This window comes from Aurantimonas sp. C2-5-R2 (assembly GCF_036549495.1).
GTDB lineage: Bacteria > Pseudomonadota > Alphaproteobacteria > Rhizobiales > Rhizobiaceae > Aurantimonas > Aurantimonas coralicida_A.
Genome location: NZ_JAZHLJ010000007.1, coordinates 50346 through 72733 on the forward strand (window position 1 = coordinate 50346; position 22388 = coordinate 72733).

18 protein-coding genes and 3 tRNA genes are annotated in these 22388 nt (G+C 62.7%); 17 read left to right on the forward strand and 4 right to left on the reverse strand.

All coding sequences use genetic code 11. The annotated features are described in order from the left end of the window. The first annotated feature begins 2 nt into the window (after nucleotides 1–2). Both VQ044_RS05350 and VQ044_RS05355 read left to right on the forward strand, forming a co-directional pair. Nucleotides 3–833, forward strand: a complete 831-nt coding sequence (locus VQ044_RS05350) for a phytoene/squalene synthase family protein (protein WP_327645789.1) — start codon at nucleotides 3–5, stop codon at nucleotides 831–833. Nucleotides 834–942: 109 nt separating this feature from the next. Beyond that, nucleotides 943–2820: a DUF4153 domain-containing protein gene (locus tag VQ044_RS05355; protein WP_327645787.1), complete on the forward strand. Its 1878-nt coding sequence runs from the start codon at nucleotides 943–945 to the stop codon at nucleotides 2818–2820. Here the strand turns inward: VQ044_RS05355 and trmFO are convergent. Together trmFO and VQ044_RS05365 are read right to left on the reverse strand one after the other, a co-directional pair. Further along, the gene (gene trmFO / locus VQ044_RS05360; RefSeq protein WP_327622905.1) at nucleotides 2752–4173 is read right to left on the reverse strand and encodes a methylenetetrahydrofolate--tRNA-(uracil(54)-C(5))-methyltransferase (FADH(2)-oxidizing) TrmFO; all 1422 of its coding nucleotides are present in this window, start codon (nucleotides 4171–4173) and stop codon (nucleotides 2752–2754) included. The genes VQ044_RS05355 and trmFO overlap by 69 nt on opposite strands. A 458-nt stretch (nucleotides 4174–4631) precedes the next feature. Beyond that, entirely contained in the window at nucleotides 4632–4775 is a 144-nt protein-coding gene (locus VQ044_RS05365; RefSeq protein ID WP_327622983.1) for a DUF1127 domain-containing protein, read from the reverse strand. 422 nt (nucleotides 4776–5197) lie between these two features. Here VQ044_RS05365 and VQ044_RS05370 point away from each other — a divergent pair. The 7 genes from VQ044_RS05370 to hupB all read left to right on the forward strand — a co-directional run bounded on the left by VQ044_RS05370 (nucleotide 5198) and on the right by hupB (nucleotide 14736). Further along, nucleotides 5198–5282: transfer RNA gene (locus VQ044_RS05370), tRNA-Leu, on the forward strand. 77 nt (nucleotides 5283–5359) lie between these two features. Beyond that, nucleotides 5360–6724, forward strand: a complete 1365-nt coding sequence (tig, locus tag VQ044_RS05375; protein ID WP_327645785.1) for a trigger factor — start codon at nucleotides 5360–5362, stop codon at nucleotides 6722–6724. 168 nt (nucleotides 6725–6892) lie between these two features. Next, the gene (locus VQ044_RS05380) at nucleotides 6893–9289 is read left to right on the forward strand and encodes a mechanosensitive ion channel domain-containing protein (protein ID WP_327645784.1); all 2397 of its coding nucleotides are present in this window, start codon (nucleotides 6893–6895) and stop codon (nucleotides 9287–9289) included. 198 nt (nucleotides 9290–9487) lie between these two features. Beyond that, complete coding sequence (locus VQ044_RS05385; RefSeq protein ID WP_327622902.1) at nucleotides 9488–10120, forward strand: ATP-dependent Clp protease proteolytic subunit; 633 nt, start codon at nucleotides 9488–9490, stop codon at nucleotides 10118–10120. 236 nt (nucleotides 10121–10356) lie between these two features. Further along, on the forward strand, nucleotides 10357–11625 hold the full coding sequence (gene clpX / locus VQ044_RS05390; protein WP_327645782.1) for an ATP-dependent Clp protease ATP-binding subunit ClpX: 1269 nt from the start codon (nucleotides 10357–10359) through the stop codon (nucleotides 11623–11625). Nucleotides 11626–11871: 246 nt separating this feature from the next. Next, entirely contained in the window at nucleotides 11872–14292 is a 2421-nt protein-coding gene (gene lon / locus VQ044_RS05395; protein ID WP_327622900.1) for an endopeptidase La, read from the forward strand. A 138-nt stretch (nucleotides 14293–14430) separates the two neighbouring features. Further along, the gene (gene hupB, locus VQ044_RS05400; protein ID WP_327645780.1) at nucleotides 14431–14736 is read left to right on the forward strand and encodes a DNA-binding protein HupB; all 306 of its coding nucleotides are present in this window, start codon (nucleotides 14431–14433) and stop codon (nucleotides 14734–14736) included. Nucleotides 14737–15015: 279 nt separating this feature from the next. Here the strand turns inward: hupB and VQ044_RS05405 are convergent. Continuing rightward, nucleotides 15016–15091: transfer RNA gene (locus VQ044_RS05405), tRNA-Val, on the reverse strand. A gap of 250 nt (nucleotides 15092–15341) precedes the next feature. Here VQ044_RS05405 and VQ044_RS05410 point away from each other — a divergent pair. Next, nucleotides 15342–15418 (forward strand) — tRNA-Asp (locus VQ044_RS05410). A 90-nt stretch (nucleotides 15419–15508) separates the two neighbouring features. Here the strand turns inward: VQ044_RS05410 and VQ044_RS05415 are convergent. Then, entirely contained in the window at nucleotides 15509–15838 is a 330-nt protein-coding gene (locus VQ044_RS05415) for a hypothetical protein (RefSeq protein WP_327622898.1), read from the reverse strand. Between the two features lie 385 nt (nucleotides 15839–16223). On the opposite strand from VQ044_RS05415, the gene VQ044_RS05420 reads away from it, so the two are divergent. The 7 genes from VQ044_RS05420 (at nucleotide 16224) to nuoF (ending at nucleotide 22375) form a co-directional block, all read left to right on the forward strand. Next, on the forward strand, nucleotides 16224–16589 hold the full coding sequence (locus tag VQ044_RS05420) for an NADH-quinone oxidoreductase subunit A (RefSeq protein WP_206454294.1): 366 nt from the start codon (nucleotides 16224–16226) through the stop codon (nucleotides 16587–16589). After that, on the forward strand, nucleotides 16580–17158 hold the full coding sequence (locus VQ044_RS05425) for a NuoB/complex I 20 kDa subunit family protein (protein ID WP_327622897.1): 579 nt from the start codon (nucleotides 16580–16582) through the stop codon (nucleotides 17156–17158). Before VQ044_RS05420 ends, VQ044_RS05425 begins: the two co-directional genes overlap by 10 nt. Before the next feature lie 14 nt (nucleotides 17159–17172). Next, on the forward strand, nucleotides 17173–17781 hold the full coding sequence (locus VQ044_RS05430) for an NADH-quinone oxidoreductase subunit C (protein ID WP_327645779.1): 609 nt from the start codon (nucleotides 17173–17175) through the stop codon (nucleotides 17779–17781). A gap of 10 nt (nucleotides 17782–17791) precedes the next feature. Continuing rightward, a complete protein-coding gene (locus tag VQ044_RS05435) occupies nucleotides 17792–18214 on the forward strand; it encodes a GFA family protein (RefSeq protein WP_327622896.1) in 423 nt (140 codons plus the stop codon). A 2-nt stretch (nucleotides 18215–18216) separates the two neighbouring features. Then, complete coding sequence (locus tag VQ044_RS05440; RefSeq protein WP_327645778.1) at nucleotides 18217–19407, forward strand: NADH-quinone oxidoreductase subunit D; 1191 nt, start codon at nucleotides 18217–18219, stop codon at nucleotides 19405–19407. Between the two features lie 179 nt (nucleotides 19408–19586). Continuing rightward, nucleotides 19587–21047 carry an NADH-quinone oxidoreductase subunit NuoE gene (gene nuoE, locus VQ044_RS05445; RefSeq protein WP_327645777.1) on the forward strand — a complete coding sequence of 487 codons (1461 nt, stop codon included), beginning with the start codon at nucleotides 19587–19589 and terminating at the stop codon, nucleotides 21045–21047. Between the two features lie 20 nt (nucleotides 21048–21067). Beyond that, nucleotides 21068–22375 (forward strand): NADH-quinone oxidoreductase subunit NuoF, encoded by a 1308-nt coding sequence (gene nuoF / locus VQ044_RS05450; RefSeq protein WP_327645776.1) that lies wholly within the window; start codon nucleotides 21068–21070, stop codon nucleotides 22373–22375. The last annotated feature ends 13 nt before the right edge of the window (nucleotides 22376–22388 follow it).

Consider the following 22388-nt stretch of genomic DNA (forward strand, 5'->3'; position numbering starts at 1 on the left):
CCATGAACGAAAACGCAAAGGAATGCGTCCGTCTGGTCGAGGCGGAGGATCGCGACCGGGCGATCTCGCTGGCCTTTGCTCCGGCGGACAGGCGACCGGACCTCGCGGCGCTCTATGCTTTCGATGTCGAGACCGCAGGGATTCGCAATAAGGTCAGCCAGCCAATGCCGGGCGAGATTCGGCTGCAATGGTGGCGAGATGTTTTGTCGGGAGTCGGCGAGGGTGCAGCCGCACACCCGGTCGCGGCGGCCCTGTCGGAGACGATCGAACGCTACCAATTGCCCCGGTCCGCCTTCGATCGCCTGCTCGAGGCCCGGATTTTCGATCTCTATGACGATCCGATGCCATCGCGCGAGGCGTTCGAGGCCTATGCGGGTGAAACCGCGTCGACGCTGATCATGCTGGCGGCGATGATCCTGTCACGGGATCAGGCAGAGAAGATCACCGAGGCCGCTGGCCATGCCGGCGTCGCTCAGATGGTTGGGGGCGTCCTGCGGTCGCTGCCAATGCATCGTGCGCGGGGACAGGTTTATTTTCCGGCCGATCTGCTGGCGGCGGCGGGATGCACGGCCGACGATCTCGTCAGCGGAGAGGACGAGCCGTCACACCGCGCCCTGACCGCGATGGTCGCCTTGGGCCGTGAACACGATCGCGCCTGGCGGCGAGACCTGACAGACATCCCACGGGCGCTTCGTCCCGCGTTCCTGCCCGCGGCGCTAGCGGCCTCGTATCTCGACCGGATAGAGCAGGCAGGGATTGCGACGCTCGACAAGCCCGTCGAGATCGGGCCGCTGAGAAAGACCTTCCTCTGCTGGCGGACCATGCGTATTTGATCGGGCGAGACGGCTGTCCGCTCCGCGGAAAAGGCGAAACGGCCGACTGGACGCAACGGGGATCGTCATGATCGGCAGATTGAAACGCGTCCCAAGCCGGTTCGGCCGATTGACGCAATCGCTTGCGGAAGGGGCCGGCTCGGCAGCCATCCGCTTTCCGGTTGCGACGCTGCTGGTTGTCGCGATCGCAATCGTCTCCAACCTCGCCGTTCGGAATGTCTATCTGCCGAACGAAGCAGATTTCGTCTGGCTCGTCGTCGCACTCTATGGGGCAGCGGCAAGTTCCGTCGTCACGGCGGTCTTCGCCGAGGCACGGCGCTTGCCCGTAACGGTTCGTCTGGTCGCCCCGATCGCGGCCGCATTGATCGTCGGACTTGTGATCTGGTTCGGGACGGCCCTTGGTGTCACCGCGCCGCCCTTGATCCTGGCCGCGACCCTTGCCGTTCCGCTGGCGCCTTATCTCGGACGCAACGACGCGCGCCGCTTCTGGGTCTTTACCCTGTGGACCATCGCCGGAGTCACGCTGGCGTTTCTGTCGGTGCTGCTTTTTGTCCTCGGCCTCTCCGCAATTCTGGAAATGATTCGCTTCCTGCTTGATGTCGGACTGCCGGATGACGCCTACGAGCACATCTATGTAACCGCCTTTGCTCTGGTCGGGCCGCTGTTTTCCCTTGGGCGCATCCCGCGGGATTTCGATGACGCAATGCCGGTCACGGGCGACGACCGGTTGATTGCCGGTGTGCGCATCCTGATCGACTGGGTGGCAGCACCGCTGGTGTTGGCCACGGCGGTCGTTCTGCACCTGTATGCCGCCAAAATCCTCGTCACGATCGAGGTGCCGAAAAACGAGATCGGCTGGATCGTGAGCTTGTTTGCGTTCCTGCTACTGTCGTTGCGGGTCGCCAGCGATCCCTTCATCGCAGGCGGGGCGTGGCCCACGCGGCTTCTGGCGCGAATCTGGGCGTTCGTCTTGCTCGTCCCACTCGCGCTCCTCTTTTACGCAGTCTCGCTGCGGGTCGCGGCCGAGGGCGTGACGCTGGAGCGCTACTATCTGGCCCTGGCCGCGGTCGCAGCAGTGATCGTGATCGTGCTGGAGGCCGTGCCACGCGCTCGCGGCGATATCCGTTGGATGGCCGCGGTTCCGATCGTGCTACTGGCACTGTCGTCGTTCGGGCCCTGGGGCGCGGCGAGCACGGTAGGGCGAAGCCAGACCAGCCTGATCGTGACCGAATTCGGCTGGAGCGACGAAATGGTCGGGTCCGGAATCCCCGCAGCCGATCGCCCGGCGAATGTACCGGCCCGGCTGCGCTCGCGTCTTTATGCTCTGGAAGAGGCCGGAGAACTCGACCGAATCCTGCCTTATCTCGATCCCGAGGCAGCGGCGCGCTACGCCGAGGCAAAGCGCGGCAGCCCCGGCACGGAGATTGATATGGTCTTCGCGGAGTTGGGCTTGGCTGCTCCGTCGCAACTGAGCGAGTTTCGCAGCTTTACCGCCAACGCCGGGACCGCCGTCGATCTCGCCGGATTCGATCGTGCGTTGTCGGAAAGAGCTGTTGCCGCAGCCGAGGACGACGGCGGAGGAGGACGCGTGATACCGGCGCGACCTGGCGACATAGCGCTCGCAGTCTCGGGCACGGCTCTCACGATCCGGATCGGTGCCGTCGCGGATCGCGTCGATCTGGCGGATGCAATCGCCGCTCTGCCCGAAACCGTCTTTGCTACCGACCCCGATCGGTTGGCGCCGGTGGTCGTCGATGTCACGAGCGCAAGAGGGCGTCGGATCCGGATGGCGCTGCGCCAATTGTCGCTGTCCGGAGACACCGGGGCGATCCTCTCGGCGACCCTGGCGCTCTACTACCGCTCCGCCGACTGGCCGGCGGAAGCGGCAGAAGCGCCTGATGGCGCCGCGCCGGAAACCTCACTCGGCGGCGGTGGCGACCGCATCGAGCCCAAGCCACGCGGCATAGTCGGCGAGGGCGCGCGCTGACATCGCCTTCTTCTTGGCGATTGTCTTTTCCTTGCCGCGAAATCGCTTCTGCCCTTCCGGCTTCTGGATCGTGCCGGGGTCGAGCGGCGGGAACAGGCCGAAATTGACGTTCATCGGCTGGAACGAGCGCTTGCCGCCGTCTTCCTCATGGGCGAGATGTCCGCCGGTGATGTGAGCGATGAGCGCGCCCATCGCCGTGGTCTGAGGCGGTGGGCTCAATGTCTCGCCGAGACGTTCGGCGGCTGCGAAACGCCCGGTCATCAGGCCGACGGCCGCGGACTCGACGTAACCCTCGCAGCCGGTGATCTGGCCGGCAAAGCGCACATGCGGCAATGCCTTGAGGCGCAGCGTCGCGTCGAGCAGTACCGGCGAGTTGAGATAGGTATTGCGGTGCAGGCCCCCCAGTCGGGCAAACTCGGCGTTTTCGAGCCCCGGAATCATCCGGAAGATGTCGGCCTGGGCGCCGTATTTCAATTTGGTCTGGAAACCGACGATGTTGTAGAGCGTGCCGAGGGCGTTGTCCTGGCGCAATTGAACGACGGCGTACGCCTTGATGTCAGGCTGATGGGCGTTGGTCAGACCCATCGGCTTCATCGGTCCGTGCCGAAGTGTCTCGGGACCGCGCTCCGCCATCACCTCGATCGGCAGACAGCCGTCGAAATAGGGCGTGCCCTCCCACTCCTTGAACTCGGTGCGGTCGCCCTCGACCAGCGCCGCGACGAAGCGCTCGTAGGTTTCCTTGTCGAGCGGGCAGTTGATGTAATCCTTGCCGGTGCCGCCGGGGCCGACCTTGTCGTATCGCGATTGAAACCACGCTTTGTCCATGTCGATCGAATCGAAATGGACGATCGGCGCGATCGCATCGAAGAAGGCCAGCGCATCGGATCCCGTGGCGGCACGAATGGACTCCGCCAGGGCGGGCGCCGTCAACGGACCGGTGGCGACGATGCTCGGACCCCATTCTTCGGGCGGCAAGCCTTCGACCTCGCCGCGTTCGATCCGGATCAGCGGATGATCGTCGATCGTTGCGGTGACGGCTTCCGCGAACCCTTCGCGGTCAACGGCGAGCGCGCTTCCGGCCGGCACCTGATGCGCGTCAGCCGCGCGCATGATCAGCGAGTTCGCCAGCCGCATTTCCGCGTGCAGGACGCCGACGGCGTTGGTCTCGCTATCGTCCGAGCGAAACGAGTTCGAGCACACCAGTTCCGCCAGCGAATCGGTCTGGTGCGCGTCGGTCCCGCGCAGGGGTCGCATTTCGTGCAGCACAACCGGGATACCGCGCTCGGCGATCTGCCACGCGGCCTCGGAGCCGGCGAGCCCGCCGCCGACGACATGAATAGGTTTGTTCGACATGGAGAAGATTTAGCAGCCGGTGCGCCGTCCCGAAAGGGCCGGATGAAGCGCCATGCGCAGAAACGACGAAACCCGCCGGGGGGAGGACCCGACGGGTTTCAAACGTACCTGCGCTGGGAGGAGGATGCGCAGGCTACAATCCGCATTCGGCCCGGGAGGAGGTGGGCCGTCAGCGAAACTCTTGCTTCTCTCATCGGCCGCCGGGGGGGAGGACCCGACGGCCGACCGAGAGATGCCCGCGCTGGGAGGAGGATGCGCGGGCACTTTTCCGCCTTGGGGGTCTGGGAGGAACAACCCACGGCGAAGCTCTGATCTCTTTGGCGCCCGCCGGGGGGAGGACCCGGCGGGCGTCTTGGGAAGGTCCACCCCATTCTGGGAGGAAGATAGGTGAACCTTGATCCGCTCGGGCCCTGGGAGGAGGATGGGCCGTCGCGAAATCGAATGGGTTGGGTGGCCGTTCAGCCGACCGCGCGGCGGGCGATGCTGCTGATGTCGCCGCGGGCGATGCCGAGGTCGGACAGTTCGCGCTGCGACAGGCGGCTCAGCTCGTTGACCGTCTCGCGGTAGCGGCGCCAGTTGTTGTAAGAGCGGACGATGTTCATGGTCTTCACCTGATTGTCTAACTTTAATCGATTGAAGCGGCCCGGCTGATCCGTCGGCGTCGCCTCGTTGACCAGGAAGTTAGGGGGCCGGATCGAAGGTTGCCAGACGTCTAAACGCATGGCAGCTTTGCAATTTGTGCAATGCAGCAAAAAATTGGTGAAAAATAAGAAAAATCAACATGTTAGTGAATAGGTTTATGCGTTCTGAATCTGAGGGGCATGCTGCAGGCGCGTCGCGTTAAGCTGCGGTTAAGCATCGTGTGAGGCCTGAGGCGCAGTCGGCCCGCGATCGGCGTCGACCAGCCCCGCCTTCGTCCCGCAAGTGCAGCGCGGCGAATTCAGGCCAAATTTGCCCTTTCGTGGCCGGAATGCCGGTGATATAGAGGCGCGCGCCTCGCGTCGCCCATTGTTCGGCGCACCATGCGGGTGTGGCGGAATTGGCAGACGCACTTGGTTTAGGTCCAAGCGCCGAGAGGCATGGGGGTTCAAGTCCCTCCACCCGCACCATTCGGGCGCTTTCACGGAATTCATAACGGGCTCGGTCGGCACAGGTCGGCCCTGGCAAGATCAAGAAGGTATCGAGAATGCAGGTAACGGAGACCAAGGCCGAGGGACTGAAGCGCGAGATCGAGATCGTCGTGCCCGCCTCGGATCTTGAAGCGCGCCTCCAGACACGGCTCTATGAGGCCAAGGACCAGGTGCGGCTGAAGGGTTTCCGGCCGGGCAAGGTTCCCGTCGCACATCTTCGCAAGATGTACGGCAAGTCGATGATGGCCGAGATCGTCAACCAGATCCTCACGGACACGCCTCGCACGGTCATTGCCGAGCGTAACGAGCGCTCCGCCATGCAGCCCGAGATCGGGATGACCGAGGACGAGGGCGAGGCTGAGAAGGTTCTTCGCGGCGAGTCGGACTTCAAGTTCACGCTCGCCTACGAGACGCTCCCGGCAATCGAGCTCAAGGAGACCACGGGCATCAAGATCGAGCGACCGATCGTCGAGGTTTCCGACGAGGAGATCGACGAGCAGGTCAAGCGGATCGCGGAGAATGCCCGAACCTACGAGCCCAAAAAGGGCAAGGCCAAGGACGGCGATCGCGTCACCATGGACTTCGTCGGCAAGATCGACGGCGAAGCGTTTGATGGCGGCGCGGCCACCGATTTCAATCTGGTGCTCGGCTCCAACCAGTTCATTCCCGGTTTCGAGGAGCAGCTTGTCGGCCTCAAGGCGGGCGACGCGAAGACCGTCGAGCTGACCTTCCCCGAGGATTACGGCGCGGCTCATCTCGCGGGCAAGGCTGCCACCTTCGACGTGACCGTCAAGGAAGTCTCGGCGCCGGTCGAGACGGCGATCGACGACGATATGGCCAAGAAGTTGGGGGTCGAATCGCTCGAGCGCCTGCGGACGGTCGTGCGCGAGCAGATCGAAAGCCAGTACGGCCTGGCCACACGCCAGAAGGTCAAGCGCCAGCTGCTCGATGCTCTCGACGAAACCTATGATTTCGCCCTGCCGGAGAAGCTCGTCGAAGCCGAGTTCACCAATATCTGGACCCAGGTCGAAAACGAGCTGAAGCAGAACGGCAAGAGCTTCGAGGACGAGGACACGACCGAGGAGGACGCCAAGGCCGAGTATCGTCGCTTGGCCGAACGTCGCGTCCGGCTTGGCCTGGTTCTCTCGGAGATCGGCGAAAAGGCCGGCGTGCAGATCACCGACGAGGAACTGCAACGCGCGATGTTCGAGCAAGTCCGTCGCTATCCCGGGCAGGAGAAGGAGGTCTACGAGTACTTCCAGAAAACTCCGGACGCCGTGGCGAGCCTCAGGGCGCCGCTCTATGAGGAGAAGGTCGTCGATCATCTCCTCTCCGAGGTCGACGTCACCGACAAGACGGTCAGCAAGGAAGAGCTGATGGCCGAGGACGAAGACGACAAGGAAGCGGCTCTCGCCTCCTGATGCGCCCCGTGTGGTGAGGCGAAATGTCACGGGGGCCGGCGAAAGTCGGCCCCTTTTTGCGTCGCGCTGCCGGCTGCGGGCCTCAGTCTCGTCAAAGCCACGGGTGATAGACCGGCGCCGAGATTGGAAGGCGGCGGCTCGCGCCAAAGGACTTAGGCTATATCCGGCATGCAGCGATTTACGACGACCGGCATCATCGCATTGTTCATCGGCATTCTCGTTTGGGCGGGAACGAGCGCGGCCCAGATTCCCGGCCTTCCGAGCACCTCGTCAGCCGCCAACGATACTGGCGGGCAGGGCGGCGATACCGCCAATCTCGATGATCTGATCAAGATCCTGGAGAATGACGAGACCCGTGCCAAACTCGTCGAATCGCTGAAAGCCGCCGCCTACAAGGCGCCGGGAGGCGAGGGCGAGGACGGTGGGGATGCCGCCATCGTCCCAACGGGCGCGGAGGTTGTGCGGACGCTGCCCGGCGAGATCGCCGACTCCACGCGCGCACTGATCGGCGGCCTGTCGGAAACTTGGGAAACGCTGCGAACGAATACCGCCTCCGCGCTCGATATGCTGGCCGGCGTCGGCAGCATCGACCTGCCGAACGTCCTTGCGACGATACTGCCGGTCGCGCTCGTCGCCATCGTGGTGTTCCTGGTGCTGGCCGCAAGTCGGCTTGTAAAGGCACCAATTTTCCGCCGAATGGCCGAGCGCGCCGAGCATTCAGGCCCGCTGCGCAAGCTGATGCTGCTGGTCGTTTCGGCCCTCGTCGACGCTGCGTCGATCATTGTCAGCTGGGCGGGCGGCTATGTGGCCGCGACGATTTTCTTCGGCGGTCGGCCCGGCATCAATCAGGCTTTGTTCCTCAACGGCTTCTTGCTGATCGAGATGATCAAGGTCACCCTCGGGACTTTCGTCGCGCCGACCTATCCCAGGCTTCGCCTGACCCCGTTCTCGGACCGTCAGGCAAGTTATTGGTATTTCTGGATTTCGCGGCTGATCTCGATCCTGGGCTACACCTTCCTCTTCGTAGCCCCGATCATGCAGCGGTCTTCCGGGGCTGCGGCGGCCGACGCGACGCGCCTTATCGGCGTGGTGCTGTCGCTGATTCTGGCAGTCTGGCTCATTCTGAAGAACCGCGGCGTCGTACGCGAGCGTCTGAAGCGCGCCAGGCAACACGGCGACAAGAGCCTTGGCGCCCGCTTCAATGCGTTTGTCGGCCAGATCTGGTGGGCGCTCGCAATCGGGTTCGTGCTGACGCTGTTCGCGGTGTGGCTGCAGAGTCCCGAGATCGGCTTGACCTTCGTCGCCGTCTCGATACTCGAGTCAATCGCGGCGATGGCCTTGGGTGGTCTCGTCGTCTCGATTCTGTCCCGGTGGATCGCCAAAGGCGTTCCGATCCCCGATGACTGGAAAGAGCGGATTCCGCTTCTGGAAAGACGGGTGAACTCATTCATTCCGAAAATGCTCACCGTCTTTCGAGTCCTGGTGATGCTCGTCGTGCTCGGCGCGATCCTGCAAGCGTGGAATCTGTTCAGCTTCTCCGATGAATTTGGTCGACTGGCAGGCCAACGCTTCGTCGGCAGCCTCATCGGCGCTGGTGTGATCCTTGCCGTTGGCGTGGCGATCTATATCGGCATCTCGTCCTGGATCGAATATCGGATGAACCCGAATTTCGGCACCGTTCCGACGGCACGCGAACGCACCCTCCTGTCGCTGTTTCGCAACGCCTTCACCATCACCATGGTGGTGATCGTGTCGATGCTGGTCCTGTCGCAGGTCGGCATCGATATCGCGCCGCTTCTCGCCGGTGCCGGCGTCGTCGGTTTGGCGATCGGTTTCGGTGCCCAGAAGTTCGTTCAGGACATCATCACCGGCGCCTTCATCCAGATCCAGAATGCCATGAACGAGGGCGATATCGTCGAACTGAACGGCGTCTCCGGCGTGGTGGAACAGCTCACCGTGCGGTCCGTCGGACTGCGCTCGGTCGACGGAACATGGTATCTGATCCCGTTCTCTTCGGTCGATCAGGTCGCCAACTTTTCCAAGGATTTCGCTTACTACGTTGCCGATATCGGGGTGGCTTATCGAGAGAATGTCGAGGACGTGAAACAGATGATGCACGACGCCTTCGAGGAGCTGAAGCAAAGTTCGGTCGGTCCCAACCTGATCAGTGATCTCGATATGTGGGGCGTGCAGGAATTGGGCGATTCAGCTGTCGTCGTGCGTGCCCGTGTCATGACCAAGCCCAGCACTCAATGGGGCGTCGGCCGCGCCTATCGCGAGATCGTGAAGCGCCTTGCCGACGAACGCGGCATTGAAATTCCGTTCCCGCACATGACGGTCTGGTTCGGCGAGGACCGGGGTGGCAAGGCTCCGCCCGTTCGTATTGCGGAGGAGGATTCTACGGTGCCGCAGGGCCGCGTGATCGACGAGGCCGCCACGCCGAGCGAGGCGACGCGGGCGACGCGCGAAACAAGCGGCTCGGACTACGGCTCCACCGACGCGACCGGGCGGCCAATTCCCCCCAGCGGCGGCGACATTGATAGCGCCGGCGGAGACCGCGGCTGACGCCGGCAAGGGCGGTGGCGAGGCGGAATTCGGTCATATCCGCGGCATCGACGGACCGAACTGCGATAATGCCGTTGGCGGATGGCTTGCATAGGCCCTTTGCCAAGCCCTATCTACGGCGTCAGAAACGAGCATCGATTCTCACAGGCGGGGCCGTCCGGTACCGCTCCACCCGAGCAAGCAGCGAGACGACGACTGATGAAGCACCCCTTGGAAACCGCGATGAATCTCGTCCCGATGGTCGTCGAGCAGACCAATCGCGGCGAGCGCGCCTATGACATCTTCTCGCGTCTCCTTAAGGAGCGGGTGATCTTCATCACCGGTCCGATCGAGGATTCGATGGCGACGCTGGTTTGCGCCCAGCTGCTGTTCCTCGAGGCCGAGAACCCGAAAAAGGAGATCGCGCTCTACATTAACTCGCCGGGCGGCGTCGTCACCAGCGGCATGGCGATCTACGACACCATGCAGTTCATCCGGCCGGCGGTCTCGACGCTGTGCATCGGCCAGGCGGCCTCGATGGGCTCGTTGCTGCTTTGCGCCGGTCAGAAAGATATGCGGTTCGCGACGCCGAACGCGCGCATCATGGTGCATCAGCCCTCAGGCGGCTTCTCCGGGCAGGCCTCCGACATCGAGCGTCATGCGCAGGACATCATCAAGCTGAAGCGCCGTCTCAACGAGGTCTACGTCGAGCATACCGGCCAGGATTACGAGACCATTGACCGCACCCTCGACCGTGACCATTTCATGACGGCAGAAGAAGCCAAGGAATTCGGCCTGATCGACACGGTGTATTCGTCGCGGGCCTCGCTTGAAGCCGATGTAACTAAGTAGCGCATAGCATTTGCCACGTCGCGGCCACAGTCGGCGGTCGATAGTGGGAGGCGCCGCGTTAAGCGCTGCTCAAGCAATCGACGTTATGTCGGATGATGTGCATAGGTGCGTAGGACGCCTCTTCCGCGACCCGTGAGGGCCGAAGTCGCTTTGCCGACAGGCCTTATTGGGTTTACGCTCGGCGGAGATATCAAGAAACGGATCCCTGGAGGGGACCGGATCGGAAGGAAAGACGAATGAGCAAAACGAGCGGCGGCGATTCCAAGAACACGCTCTATTGCTCTTTCTGCGGAAAGAGCCAGCACGAAGTCCGTAAGCTGATCGCCGGGCCGACGGTATTCATTTGCGACGAATGCGTCGAATTGTGCATGGACATCATCCGGGAGGAAAACAAATCCTCCATGGTGAAGTCCCGCGAGGGCGTGCCGACTCCTCAGGAGATCATTGCGGTCCTGGACGACTACGTCATCGGTCAGGCTTTCGCCAAGAAGGTCCTGTCGGTCGCGGTGCATAACCACTACAAGCGCCTGGCCCACGCGGCCAAGAACAACGACGTCGAGCTGGCCAAGTCGAACATCCTGCTGATCGGTCCGACCGGCTGCGGCAAGACGTTGCTGGCCCAGACTCTGGCCCGCATCATCGACGTGCCGTTCACGATGGCGGACGCAACGACGCTGACCGAAGCCGGTTATGTCGGCGAGGATGTCGAGAACATCATCCTGAAGCTGCTGCAGTCGGCCGACTATAATGTCGAGCGGGCGCAGCGCGGCATCGTCTATATCGACGAGATCGACAAGATCAGCCGCAAGTCCGACAACCCCTCGATCACCCGCGATGTGTCGGGCGAGGGCGTGCAGCAGGCGCTGTTGAAGATCATGGAGGGCACGGTGGCTTCCGTGCCGCCGCAGGGCGGACGCAAGCATCCTCAGCAGGAATTCCTGCAGGTCGATACGGCGAACATTCTGTTCATCTGCGGTGGCGCCTTTGCCGGCCTCGACAAGATCATCTCCGATCGCGGCCGCAAGACCTCCATCGGCTTTGCCGCGAATGTCGCCGCGCCGGACGAGCGGCGCACCGGCGACGTGTTCCGCCAGGTGGAGCCCGAGGATCTGCTGAAATTCGGTCTGATCCCGGAATTCGTCGGCCGTCTGCCGGTTCTGGCCACGCTGGAGGACCTCGATGAGGTTGCCCTCGTCCAGATTCTGGAACAGCCGAAGAACGCTCTGGTCAAGCAGTACCAACGCTTGTTCGAGATGGAGAACGTCGAGCTGTCGTTCCATGAGGACGCGCTGAAGGCGATTGCCCGCAAGGCGATCGAGCGCAAGACCGGCGCGCGCGGACTGCGCTCGATCATGGAGGCAATGCTGCTCGACACGATGTTCGATCTGCCGACGCTGGAAGGCGTGCAGGAGGTCGTGATCTCCGAGGACGTGATCGATGGCAACGCGCGTCCGCTCTATATCTACGCCGAGCGTAACGGCGAGAAGGAAAACGTCAGCGCGTAACAGTCTCGATTTTCGGGGAATTGACGGACGGCATCAGAGCCCGTCCCGGCTTCCCGCCGGGGCGGGCTTTTTGTTATCGGGCGGGAATGTCGGGCAACCGCATTGCGGCTCGGTTGCAGTCCGAATCGCTTGAATTGCCGGACATTGACGCCCACATTGACGATCGATGAAGGCGTCGGCACCGAGTGCTTGAACAAGGCTCGAAGCGGACGGCCGTAGACGGCATATGCCGTGGAAAGGAATCTCATGACCCAGACGCCAGAACGCCAAGGAGCCGGAGAGGCTTTGCTGTATCCGGTCCTGCCGTTGCGCGATATCGTCGTGTTCCCGCACATGATCGTTCCGCTGTTCGTCGGTCGGGAAAAATCGATCAAGGCGCTTGAAGAGGTGATGGGCGCCGACAAGCAGATCCTGCTTGCGACGCAGAAGAATGCCAGCGACGAAGATCCGGCGCCCGACGCAATCTATGACGTCGGCACCGTCGCCAACGTCCTGCAGCTGCTGAAGCTGCCGGACGGGACGGTCAAGGTTCTCGTCGAGGGCATCGGCCGCGCGCACATCGACACCTTCACTCCCCGCACCGAGTGGCACGAGGCCTCCGCGCGCATCATTGAGGAGGCCGAGGAGGACCCCGTCGAGATCGAGGCGCTGGCGCGTTCGGTCGTGTCGGAGTTCGAGAACTACGTCAAACTGAACAAGAAAATCTCGCCCGAGGTCGTCGGAGCGGCCGGCCAGATCGAGGACTACTCGAAGCTCGCCGATACGGTGGCGTCGCATCTGGCGATCAAGATTTCCGAAAAGCAGGACATGCTGACCCTGGTCAGCGTGCGCGAGCGGCTGGAAAAAGCGCTCGGTTTCATGGAATCGGAAATTTCGGTGCTGCAGGTCGAAAAACGCATCCGCTCGCGCGTCAAGCGCCAGATGGAGAAGACCCAGCGCGAATATTACCTTAACGAGCAGATGAAGGCGATCCAGAAGGAGCTCGGCGACGGCGAGGAAGGCCGCGACGAGATGGCCGAACTGGAGGAGCGGATCAAGAAGACCAAGCTCTCCAAGGAGGCGCGCGAAAAAGCCAACGCCGAGATGAAGAAGCTCAAGCAGATGTCGCCGATGTCTGCCGAGTCGACCGTCGTGCGCAATTATCTCGACTGGCTGCTCGGTCTTCCGTGGGGCATCAAGTCGCGGGCCAAGATCGACCTGAAGAAGGCCGAGGAAATCCTCGACGGCGATCATTACGGGCTCGAAAAGGTCAAGGAGCGGATCGTCGAGTATCTCGCTGTGCAAAGCCGGCAGTCGAAGCTGAAGGGACCGATCCTTTGTCTCGTCGGCCCTCCGGGCGTCGGCAAGACCTCGCTCGCCAAGTCTATCGCCAAGGCGACTGGGCGCGAATATGTGCGCATGGCGCTCGGCGGCGTGCGCGACGAGGCCGAGATTCGCGGTCATCGGCGCACCTACATCGGCTCGATGCCCGGCAAGGTTATCCAGTCGATGAAGAAGGCCAAGAAGACCAATCCGCTGTTCCTCTTCGACGAAATCGACAAGATGGGCACCGATTTCCGCGGCGATCCGTCGTCGGCGCTTCTGGAGGTGCTCGATCCGGAGCAGAACTCGACCTTCATGGATCACTATCTCGAGGTGGAATATGACCTGTCCTCGACGATGTTCGTGACCACGGCGAACACGATGAATATTCCCGGTCCCCTGCTGGATCGCATGGAGGTCATCCGGATCGCCGGTTATACCGAGGACGAGAAGGTCGAGATCGCCCGGCGGCACCTGTTGCCGAAGGCGATTCGCGATCACGCGTTGAAGGAGGAGGAATTCTCCGTCAGCGCGGACGCCCTGCACGAGATCGCCAGGCGCTACACCCGTGAGGCCGGCGTTCGTAATTTCGAGCGCGAGCTGATGACGCTTGCCCGCAAGGCCGTGACGCAGATTCTCAAGGGCGAAGCCACCAAGGTGGAGGTCACCGCGGCCAACATCGGCGACTTCCTCGGCGTGCCGCGGTATCGTTACGGCGAAGCCGAGCTCGAGGATCAGGTCGGTGTGGTCACGGGGCTTGCCTGGACGGAGGTCGGTGGCGAATTGCTGACGATTGAGGGCGTGATGATGCCCGGCAAGGGCAAGATGACCGTGACCGGCAACCTCAAGGAGGTGATGAAGGAATCGATCTCCGCAGCCGCCTCCTATGTCCGCTCGCGGGCGCTGGATTACGGCATCAAGCCGCCCTTGTTCGAAAAGCGCGACATCCACGTCCACGTGCCGGAAGGCGCTACGCCGAAGGATGGCCCGTCGGCTGGCACGGCGATGGCGACCGCGATCGTCTCAGTGATGACCGGCATACCGGTTCGCAGGGATATCGCCATGACCGGCGAAATCACCCTGCGCGGCAGGGTGTTGCCGATCGGCGGCCTGAAGGAGAAGCTGTTGGCGGCGCTGCGCGGCGGCATCAAGAAGGTCTTGATACCGGAGGAGAACGCCAAAGACCTCGCGGAGATCCCGGACAACGTCAAGAATCAGCTCGAGATCGTGCCGGTTGCGCGGATGGGCGAGGTGCTGAAGCACGCGCTCGTCAGGGAGTTGACGCCGGTCGAATGGTCGGAGGTCGACGAGCCCATGACGGGCCGCGCCGACGTCGAGGACGGCGCCACGGCTGTTGCCCACTAGGCGCACCGTTAAGATTTGTTGAAAATGCCGCCAATTTTGGCGGCATTTTTTTTGCAAAGCCCGCGAAATCGGGCATCTTGCCGTTGCCGAAGGCGTTTCGATCCGCGAAGGTCGCGCACCGTGCTCACGGAGTCGTTATTGCCAAAGAATCAGGAGGGTATCCTAATGAACAAAAATGAACTCGTTTCTGCTGTCGCGGAAAAGTCTGAACTGTCTAAACAGCAGGCTAGCTCCGCAGTGGACGCTGTCTTCGAAGCTATTCAGGGGACGATGGCCAAAGGCGATGATATTCGTCTGGTCGGCTTCGGGACGTTTTCCGTGTCCCACCGCGCCGCATCGAAGGGGCGCAACCCGTCGACTGGCGCCGAGGTCGACATCCCGGCGCGCAACGTGCCGAAATTCGCGGCCGGCAAGGGTCTCAAGGACGCCGTCAACAACCGCTAACAATTACATCTCGAGATGTCTCAAATGTCGGCCGGGCGTCAGCGCCCGGCCGAAATGCGTTCGGGCCGTCGTGTGCGGTTGACGGACCAGTCCGATATTCAGGAATCGCGGGATGTGACTAAAGCGCTGCCGGTCATGCGGCGAGTCCGTCATCGCGTGACGATCGGGCTTCGCCTCAATCCTCGATCTCTCGGCGGAGCAGGGCAGGGGGCTCGCGACGGCGAAGCGGTGGGGGCCATGCCCGAATCGGACGGCTGCGTCTTGACGCGTCGGGAACCATGGTGGGCGATGAGAGACTCGAACTCCCGACATCCTCGGTGTAAACGAGGCGCTCTACCAACTGAGCTAATCGCCCGCCGACGCTTCGTCTAAGCGTTCGAGGTCTCGCTGGCAAGCAGGTCGGTGTGCGCGAACAGGCAAACGAGCCCGATAAAAGGGGTGATTTGACCTGTTCGTGGCCTGAGGCCGCAACAGCGGGAATGACCAGTATTGCGAGCGTCCCGAACTTCCTGCGAACTGCCCGAGAAACTTTGCCCGGTTCTGCTTGACAGCATAGGGGGATGCCCGTAAACGACCGCCTCACAAGCCGCATCGAGCGGCCGAGCGCGGGTGTAGCTCAGTCGGTTAGAGTGCCGGCCTGTCACGCCGGAGGTCGCGGGTTCGAGTCCCGTCACTCGCGCCATTTTTATTCAGAACAATCGAGATCGATGCCGAATCCCCTGATGGGAAATCGGCATTATGCTCGCCGCAGCGGTTCGCGCCGCCTCGGCGCTCAAATCCCCGATCCGGCCTCCTCCTGAAAATCGCTTTCGAGGGCCGGCTCCGGCCAGTCGACAGCGGGATCGCTTGCGGTTTTTCCAGACGGCGGCGCCGGCATCGGCATCCAGGCCAAGAGTTCGTCGTCCTGATAGGTGACCGGGAACTGGGGATCGCAATCCGTAGCGATCCAGCATTTTTCCGAGGCGTTGCGGGGCGTCGTCCAGCGCACCGTGTCGACTTCCGCCGGGCCTTGTTCGCTCGCCCGAAGCGTCACGAGAATGCGGTTGCCATCGCGTTGCGCGCTTCGCATCGACTGCCATTGCGGCGTCTCACCGGGGGTCATCGCTCTCTCCGTCGTTGCTGCGCCAGAAGTTTGCCGACGCACCTCGCATTCGGCCAGCCGCGCACCGCGACCGCCGGCCCGATCGCCAATCTAGCTTCTGCCTGGGCGTGAACACCAGAGGCCACACGCCCGCGCTTTCCACGCCTCAAGCGTTGATCGCCGGTTGCATCGCGATCGGTCCTCGACCATCGGGTCCAGAAGCCTTGCCTCGACAGAAGGAAGGCGATAATCCTCGCCGCAATGCGAAGAAGCGCCCGGTCTCTTCGCCGCATTGAACAGCGATCGGGAGGCATGATGCCGTGTGCCGCGGTGGCATCATGCGGTGGCGGTCGTCGTCAGGACCGTCGCGATTTTCAAGCTGTCCGTCAGGGATTGGAATATCGAGATGCCGGAGTTGCTTGCATCCTATCTGCCGATCGTCATCTTCGTCGGTGTCGCCCTCGTCATCGGTCTGGCGCTTCTGGTGTCGCCGTTTTTGCTCGCCTTCAAGGCGCCTGACGACGAAAAGCTCTCCGCCTACGAGTGCGGCTTCGACGCTTTCGATGATTCGCGAATGAAATTCGACGTGCGATTCTACCTCGTGTCGATCCTTTTCATCATCTTCGACCTGGAAGTGGCGTTCCTGTTTCCCTGGGCCGCGAGCTTCGGAACCCTCGGCTGGTTCGGCTTCTGGTCGATGATGGTCTTCCTCGGGGTGCTGACGGTTGGCTTCATTTACGAGTGGAAGAAGGGGGCCCTGGAATGGGATTGAGTGACGGTTTCCGGCCGCTCGTGGCGCACGCGCCGTCGACCGGGGTTGCGAGCGCGGGCGCCGTCGCCCCCACGCATGACCCGTTCGTCACCGACATCAACAATGAGTTGGCCGACAAGGGCTTTCTGGTCACCTCGACCGACGATCTCATCCAGTGGGCCCGGACCGGCTCGCTGATGTGGATGACCTTCGGGCTCGCCTGCTGCGCCGTCGAGATGATGCAGATGTCGATGCCGCGTTACGACGCCGAACGATTCGGCTTCGCGCCGCGCGCCTCGCCGCGTCAGTCCGATGTGATGATCGTCGCCGGCACGTTGACCAACAAGATGGCGCCCGCGCTGCGCAAGGTCTACGACCAGATGCCGGAGCCGCGTTATGTCATCTCGATGGGCTCCTGCGCCAATGGCGGGGGCTACTACCACTATTCCTATTCCGTGGTCCGCGGCTGCGACCGGATCGTGCCGGTCGACATTTACGTTCCCGGTTGTCCGCCGACCGCCGAGGCGCTGCTTTACGGCGTGCTTCTGCTGCAAAAGAAAATCCGCCGCACCGGCACCATCGAGCGCTGAGGTTGACGATTGTGATGCGCGAATTCGCGACCGAGGATTTGGCCGACTACGTGGCCGAAACGCTGGGCGAAAGCCTCGTGGAGCACCAGATGGCGTATGGCGAACTGACGCTGGTCGTCGCGCCCGGGGATATCTTGAGCGTGCTGACATTCCTGCGCGACGATCCGCAGACCCAGTTCGTCAATCTGACGGACATTTGCGGGGTGGATTATCCGGAGCGGGAAAAGCGTTTCGATGTCGTCTACCATCTGCTGTCGCCGCGGCAGAATCAGCGCATCCGGGTAAAGGTGCGGGTCGGGGAGGACGATCCCGTCCCGTCTATCTGCGACGTTTTCGCCGGGTCCGACTGGTTCGAGCGCGAGGCCTATGATTTCTACGGCATCCTGTTCACCGGTCATCCCGACCTTCGCCGCATCCTCACCGATTACGGCTTCGAGGGGCATCCGCTGCGCAAGGACTTCCCGCTGACCGGCTTCGTCGAGGTGCGTTACGACGAGGAGAAGAAGCAGGTAGTCTACGAGCCGGTCGAGCTCAGGCAGGAGTTTCGCAATTTCGACTTCCTCTCTCCGTGGGAGGGAACGGAATACGTCTTGCCGGGCGACGAGAAGGCTAAACCGAGCTGAGGCCGAAGATATGAGTGAGGCATTACCCGGCGGATGTCTGTGCGGCGCGGCGCGATTCTCGGCGGTTCCGCAAAAAATGGAAATGGATGTCTGTCATTGCCGCATGTGCCAGAAGTGGAGCGGTGGTGTTTTTATGGCCGTTCCTTGCACGGATGTGGCGATCGAGGACACGACGCAATTCGGCGTCTATGTTTCGTCGGACTGGGCCGAGCGTCTGTTCTGCAAGAGCTGCGGATCGAGTCTCCTCTGGCGACTGCGGGACGGCGGTCACGTGGCCGTTTCCATGCAGAGCTTCGACGATGCATCGCGCTTTGCGTTCACCGAGGAAATCTTTATCGACGAGAAGCCTGAGACTTACCGCTTCGCCGACGCGACGCGTAAGATGACCGGGGCGGAAGTCGTGGCAGCCTTCGCTGCCGGGCAGGATAGCTAGACATGGCCGAGATCGACGTCCGCAACTTCAACATCAATTTCGGGCCGCAGCACCCGGCCGCCCACGGCGTTCTCCGGCTGGTGCTGGAACTCGACGGCGAGGTGGTGAAGCGGGTCGATCCGCATATCGGGCTTTTGCATCGCGGCACCGAGAAGCTGATCGAACACAAGACCTATCTCCAGGCGATTCCCTATTTCGACCGGCTCGACTACGTCGCGCCGATGAACCAGGAGCATGCCTTCTGTCTCGCCATCGAGCGGCTGGCGGAAGTCAGTGTGCCCCGGCGCGGTCAGCTGATTCGGGTGCTCTATAGCGAAATCGGCCGCATTCTCTCGCATCTTCTCAACGTGACGACCCAGGCCATGGACGTCGGCGCACTGACGCCGCCGCTCTGGGGTTTCGAGGAGCGCGAGAAGCTGATGGTGTTCTATGAACGCGCGTCCGGCTCGCGCATGCATGCGGCCTATTTCCGGCCGGGCGGCGTGCACCAGGACTTGCCGCAGCAGCTCGTCGACGACATTGGTGCCTGGTGCGATCCGTTCCTGAAGGTCTGCGACGACATCGAAGGCCTGCTGACCGACAACCGCATCTTCAAGCAGCGCAATGTCGACATCGGCGTCATCGGCCTCGACGATGCCTGGGCGCTCGGCTTCTCTGGCGTGATGGTACGCGGCTCGGGCGCGGCTTGGGATTTGCGCAAGTCGCAGCCCTACGAGTGCTACGACGAGATGGATTTCGACATCCCCATCGGCAAGAACGGCGACTGCTACGACCGCTATCTCATTCGTATGGTCGAGATGCGCGAATCGGTGAAGATCATGAAGCAGTGCATCGAGCTGCTGTCGGGTCCCGAGCGAGTCGGCCCGGTCTCGTCGGCCGAAGGCAAAGTCGTCCCGCCGTCGCGTGGCCAGATGAAGCGTTCGATGGAGGCGCTCATCCATCACTTCAAGCTCTACACCGAGGGCTTTCATGTGCCGGCGGGCGAGGTCTATGCCGCAGTCGAGGCGCCAAAGGGCGAATTCGGCGTCTATCTGGTCGCGGACGGGAGCAACAAGCCGCATCGCTGCAAGATCAAGGCGCCGGGCTTCGCCCACCTCCAGGCGATGGACGTGATGTGCAGGGGGCACATGCTCGCCGATGTCTCGGCTATTCTCGGCTCGCTTGATATCGTCTTTGGTGAGGTCGACCGCTGATCACGATCGGGCACCGCCGATTGTCAGCGTCGAGCCACTTCTGGACATCTGAATCGTCGCCGCCCGGACAATCGGGCGACGGAGGAATCATACGGCTTAAAGCCACTGGCCTTTTGCCGATCGTGTGATAGAACGCACCGCAATATCGCATGTAGAACCGCTTCTAGAGCCGAGGTCCGATGTCTGTCAGACGTCTCGCGGAAGATGCCATCCAGCCCAAGAGCTTCGCCTTCACCGACGAAAACACGGCTTGGGCACAGGCGACGATCCGTAAATATCCGGAGGGTCGTCAGCAGTCGGCAGTGATTCCTCTTCTGATGCGCGCACAGGAACAAGAAGGCTGGGTCACCAAGTCCGCGATCGTCCATATCGCCGACATGCTGGCGATGCCCTTGATCCGCGTGCTCGAGGTCGCGACCTTCTACACTCAGTTTCAGTTGAAGCCGGTCGGAACAAGGGCGCATGTCCAGGTTTGCGGTACGACGCCCTGCATGTTGCGCGGCGCGGAGGATTTGAAAGCCGTCTGCCGGTCGAAGATCCATCCCGAACCCTTCCATGCCAACGAGTCGGGAACGCTTTCGTGGGAAGAGGTCGAGTGCCTCGGCGCCTGCGTCAACGCGCCGATGGTCATGGTCTCCGAGGATACGTATGAGGATCTGACACCGGAGCGACTTGAGGAGATCATCGATCTTTTCGAGGCGGGGCGCGGCGGGGAAGTCGAGCCGGGACCGCAGAACGGACGCCATCTGTCGGCTCCGATCGGCGGTCTGACGAGCCTGACTGGCGATTACGACGATCTGATCAAGGATTTGCCGGCTGATAAGCCTCGGGCGTCCGAGGCATCCGCGCCGGCGCGCGGTAAGGCGGGTGGGCAGGCTATCTCCACCGCCGCTTCCAATGCCGGCCGGCCGAACACGGACGCTGCGGAAACCGATCCGACCATCGCGGCCCCGGGCAAAGCCAGCGGCGACAAGACGCCGCCATCGGCCGAGAAGCATGTCAGTGACGATCTGGTCGCCAACGGCCATCGACCGGGCTCGGGCCGTACCGGCGGAGCCGTCGACGGCGCGACCGGAGAAGCCCAGCGAGACGCCGCCGAAGCCGATCAGGTTTCGGCTGACACGCCGGCAGCCACGGCGCCGACCGGCGGGACGCTCCGCCAGAAGGAAGCCGCTGCCCGCGCGGCGACGGTCCCGGACGTCGCGCTGACTCCGAGCGATAAGTCCAAAGAGCCGGGCGCCACAGACGCGACGATCGATCTCTCCGGAAAAGACGGCGGCGCAAAGCTGGAGGGCCAGCGCCGGACGACCTCCGATACCAGTTCCGGGCCCATGGATGGGGCCGCCGCAGGAATTGCCGCGCAGGCGAGCCAACCCGGCGAGAAGCCCGCAGGTCTCCTGAGCGCGCCGGAGGGCACGCCGGACGATCTGAAGCAGATCAAGGGCATCGGTCCGGTGATCGAGGCCAAGTTGAACGAACTCGGTGTCTTTCATCTCCGGCAGATCGCAAAATGGCGGGAGTCCGAGCTTGTCTGGGTCGACGATTATCTGAATTTCCGTGGCCGCGCCGTTCGTGACGGCTGGACCGCTCAGGCCAAGGCCTTACAGGCCGCGGCTGCGCGCGCTCCGGGCCGGGAATGATGCGGACGAGGAGACACTAGATGCTTCAGGACAAGGACCGCATTTTCACCAACATTTACGGCCTCAGGGACAAAAGCCTGAAGGCCGCGATGAAGCGCGGGCATTTCGACGGCACGGCCGACATCATCGGCAAGGGTCGCGACTGGATCATCAACGAGATGAAGGAATCGGGCCTGCGCGGGCGTGGCGGCGCCGGCTTCCCGACCGGTCTCAAATGGTCGTTCATGCCGAAGGAGCCCGGCGAGCGCCCGCATTATCTCGTCATCAACGCCGACGAATCCGAGCCCGGGACCTGCAAGGACCGGGAGATCATGCGGAACGACCCGTTCACGCTGATCGAGGGGTGCGTCATCGCCGGTTTCGCGATGGGCGCGCACGCCTGTTACATCTACGTTCGCGGCGAGTATATCCGCGAGCGTCAAGCGCTCCAGCGGGCCATCGATGAGTGCTACGAGGCCGGTCTGCTCGGCAAGAACAACAAATGCGACTGGGACTACGACATCATCGTCCATCACGGCGCCGGCGCCTACATCTGCGGTGAGGAAACCGCGCTGCTGGAAAGTCTGGAAGGCAAGAAGGGCCAGCCGCGCCTCAAGCCGCCGTTCCCGGCCAATGTCGGGCTGTACGGCTGCCCGACCACGGTGAACAACGTCGAGTCGATCGCGGTCGCGCCAACGATTCTTCGCCGCGGCGGTGGCTGGTTTGCCGGTATCGGCCGGCAGAACAACACCGGCACCAAGCTGTTCTGCGTCTCCGGCCATGTCGAACGGCCTTGCACGGTCGAGGAGGCGATGGGCATCTCCTTCCGCGAGCTGATCGAGAAGCATTGCGGCGGCGTTCGCGGCGGCTGGGCCAATCTCTTGGCGGTCATCCCCGGCGGATCATCCGTGCCGCTGGTTCCGGGCGAGGACATCATCGACGCGCCGATGGATTTCGACGGCCTGCGCGAGATCAAGACCTCGCTCGGCACCGCCGCCGTCATCGTCATGGATCGCTCCACCGACATCGTGAAGGCGATCGCCCGAATCTCGTATTTCTACAAGCATGAGAGCTGCGGCCAGTGTACGCCCTGCCGCGAGGGCACCGGCTGGATGTGGCGGGTGATGGAGCGCATGGTCACCGGCAATGCCCAGAAGCGCGAGATCGACATGCTGCTCGACGTGACCAAGCAGGTCGAGGGCCATACGATCTGTGCGCTTGGCGATGCGGCGGCCTGGCCGATCCAGGGGCTCGTGCGCCATTTCCGCGCCGAGATCGAGCGGCGGATCGACGAGTTCTCGCGCAATGCCGACGCCGATCGCCGGCCCGTGCTCGAAGCGGCGGAATAAGCAGGATAGGTCC

What these genes read in the sequence shown, in the direction of transcription:
- VQ044_RS05350 (WP_327645789.1), top strand. Translation starts at nt 3, where the DNA reads ATGAACGAAAACGCAAAGGAATGCGTCCGTCTGGTCGAGGCGGAGGAT.
- clpX (WP_327645782.1), top strand. Translation starts at nt 10,357, where the DNA reads ATGAGCAAAACGAGCGGCGGCGATTCCAAGAACACGCTCTATTGCTCT.
- VQ044_RS05440 (WP_327645778.1), top strand. Translation starts at nt 18,217, where the DNA reads ATGGCCGAGATCGACGTCCGCAACTTCAACATCAATTTCGGGCCGCAG.
- VQ044_RS05380 (WP_327645784.1), top strand. Translation starts at nt 6,893, where the DNA reads ATGCAGCGATTTACGACGACCGGCATCATCGCATTGTTCATCGGCATT.
- VQ044_RS05425 (WP_327622897.1), top strand. Translation starts at nt 16,580, where the DNA reads ATGGGATTGAGTGACGGTTTCCGGCCGCTCGTGGCGCACGCGCCGTCG.
- VQ044_RS05430 (WP_327645779.1), top strand. Translation starts at nt 17,173, where the DNA reads ATGCGCGAATTCGCGACCGAGGATTTGGCCGACTACGTGGCCGAAACG.
- lon (WP_327622900.1), top strand. Translation starts at nt 11,872, where the DNA reads ATGACCCAGACGCCAGAACGCCAAGGAGCCGGAGAGGCTTTGCTGTAT.
- VQ044_RS05415 (WP_327622898.1), bottom strand. Translation starts at nt 15,838, where the DNA reads ATGACCCCCGGTGAGACGCCGCAATGGCAGTCGATGCGAAGCGCGCAA.
- tig (WP_327645785.1), top strand. Translation starts at nt 5,360, where the DNA reads ATGCAGGTAACGGAGACCAAGGCCGAGGGACTGAAGCGCGAGATCGAG.
- nuoF (WP_327645776.1), top strand. Translation starts at nt 21,068, where the DNA reads ATGCTTCAGGACAAGGACCGCATTTTCACCAACATTTACGGCCTCAGG.
- VQ044_RS05420 (WP_206454294.1), top strand. Translation starts at nt 16,224, where the DNA reads ATGCCGGAGTTGCTTGCATCCTATCTGCCGATCGTCATCTTCGTCGGT.
- VQ044_RS05385 (WP_327622902.1), top strand. Translation starts at nt 9,488, where the DNA reads ATGAAGCACCCCTTGGAAACCGCGATGAATCTCGTCCCGATGGTCGTC.
- trmFO (WP_327622905.1), bottom strand. Translation starts at nt 4,173, where the DNA reads ATGTCGAACAAACCTATTCATGTCGTCGGCGGCGGGCTCGCCGGCTCC.
- VQ044_RS05365 (WP_327622983.1), bottom strand. Translation starts at nt 4,775, where the DNA reads ATGAACATCGTCCGCTCTTACAACAACTGGCGCCGCTACCGCGAGACG.
- nuoE (WP_327645777.1), top strand. Translation starts at nt 19,587, where the DNA reads ATGTCTGTCAGACGTCTCGCGGAAGATGCCATCCAGCCCAAGAGCTTC.
- VQ044_RS05435 (WP_327622896.1), top strand. Translation starts at nt 17,792, where the DNA reads ATGAGTGAGGCATTACCCGGCGGATGTCTGTGCGGCGCGGCGCGATTC.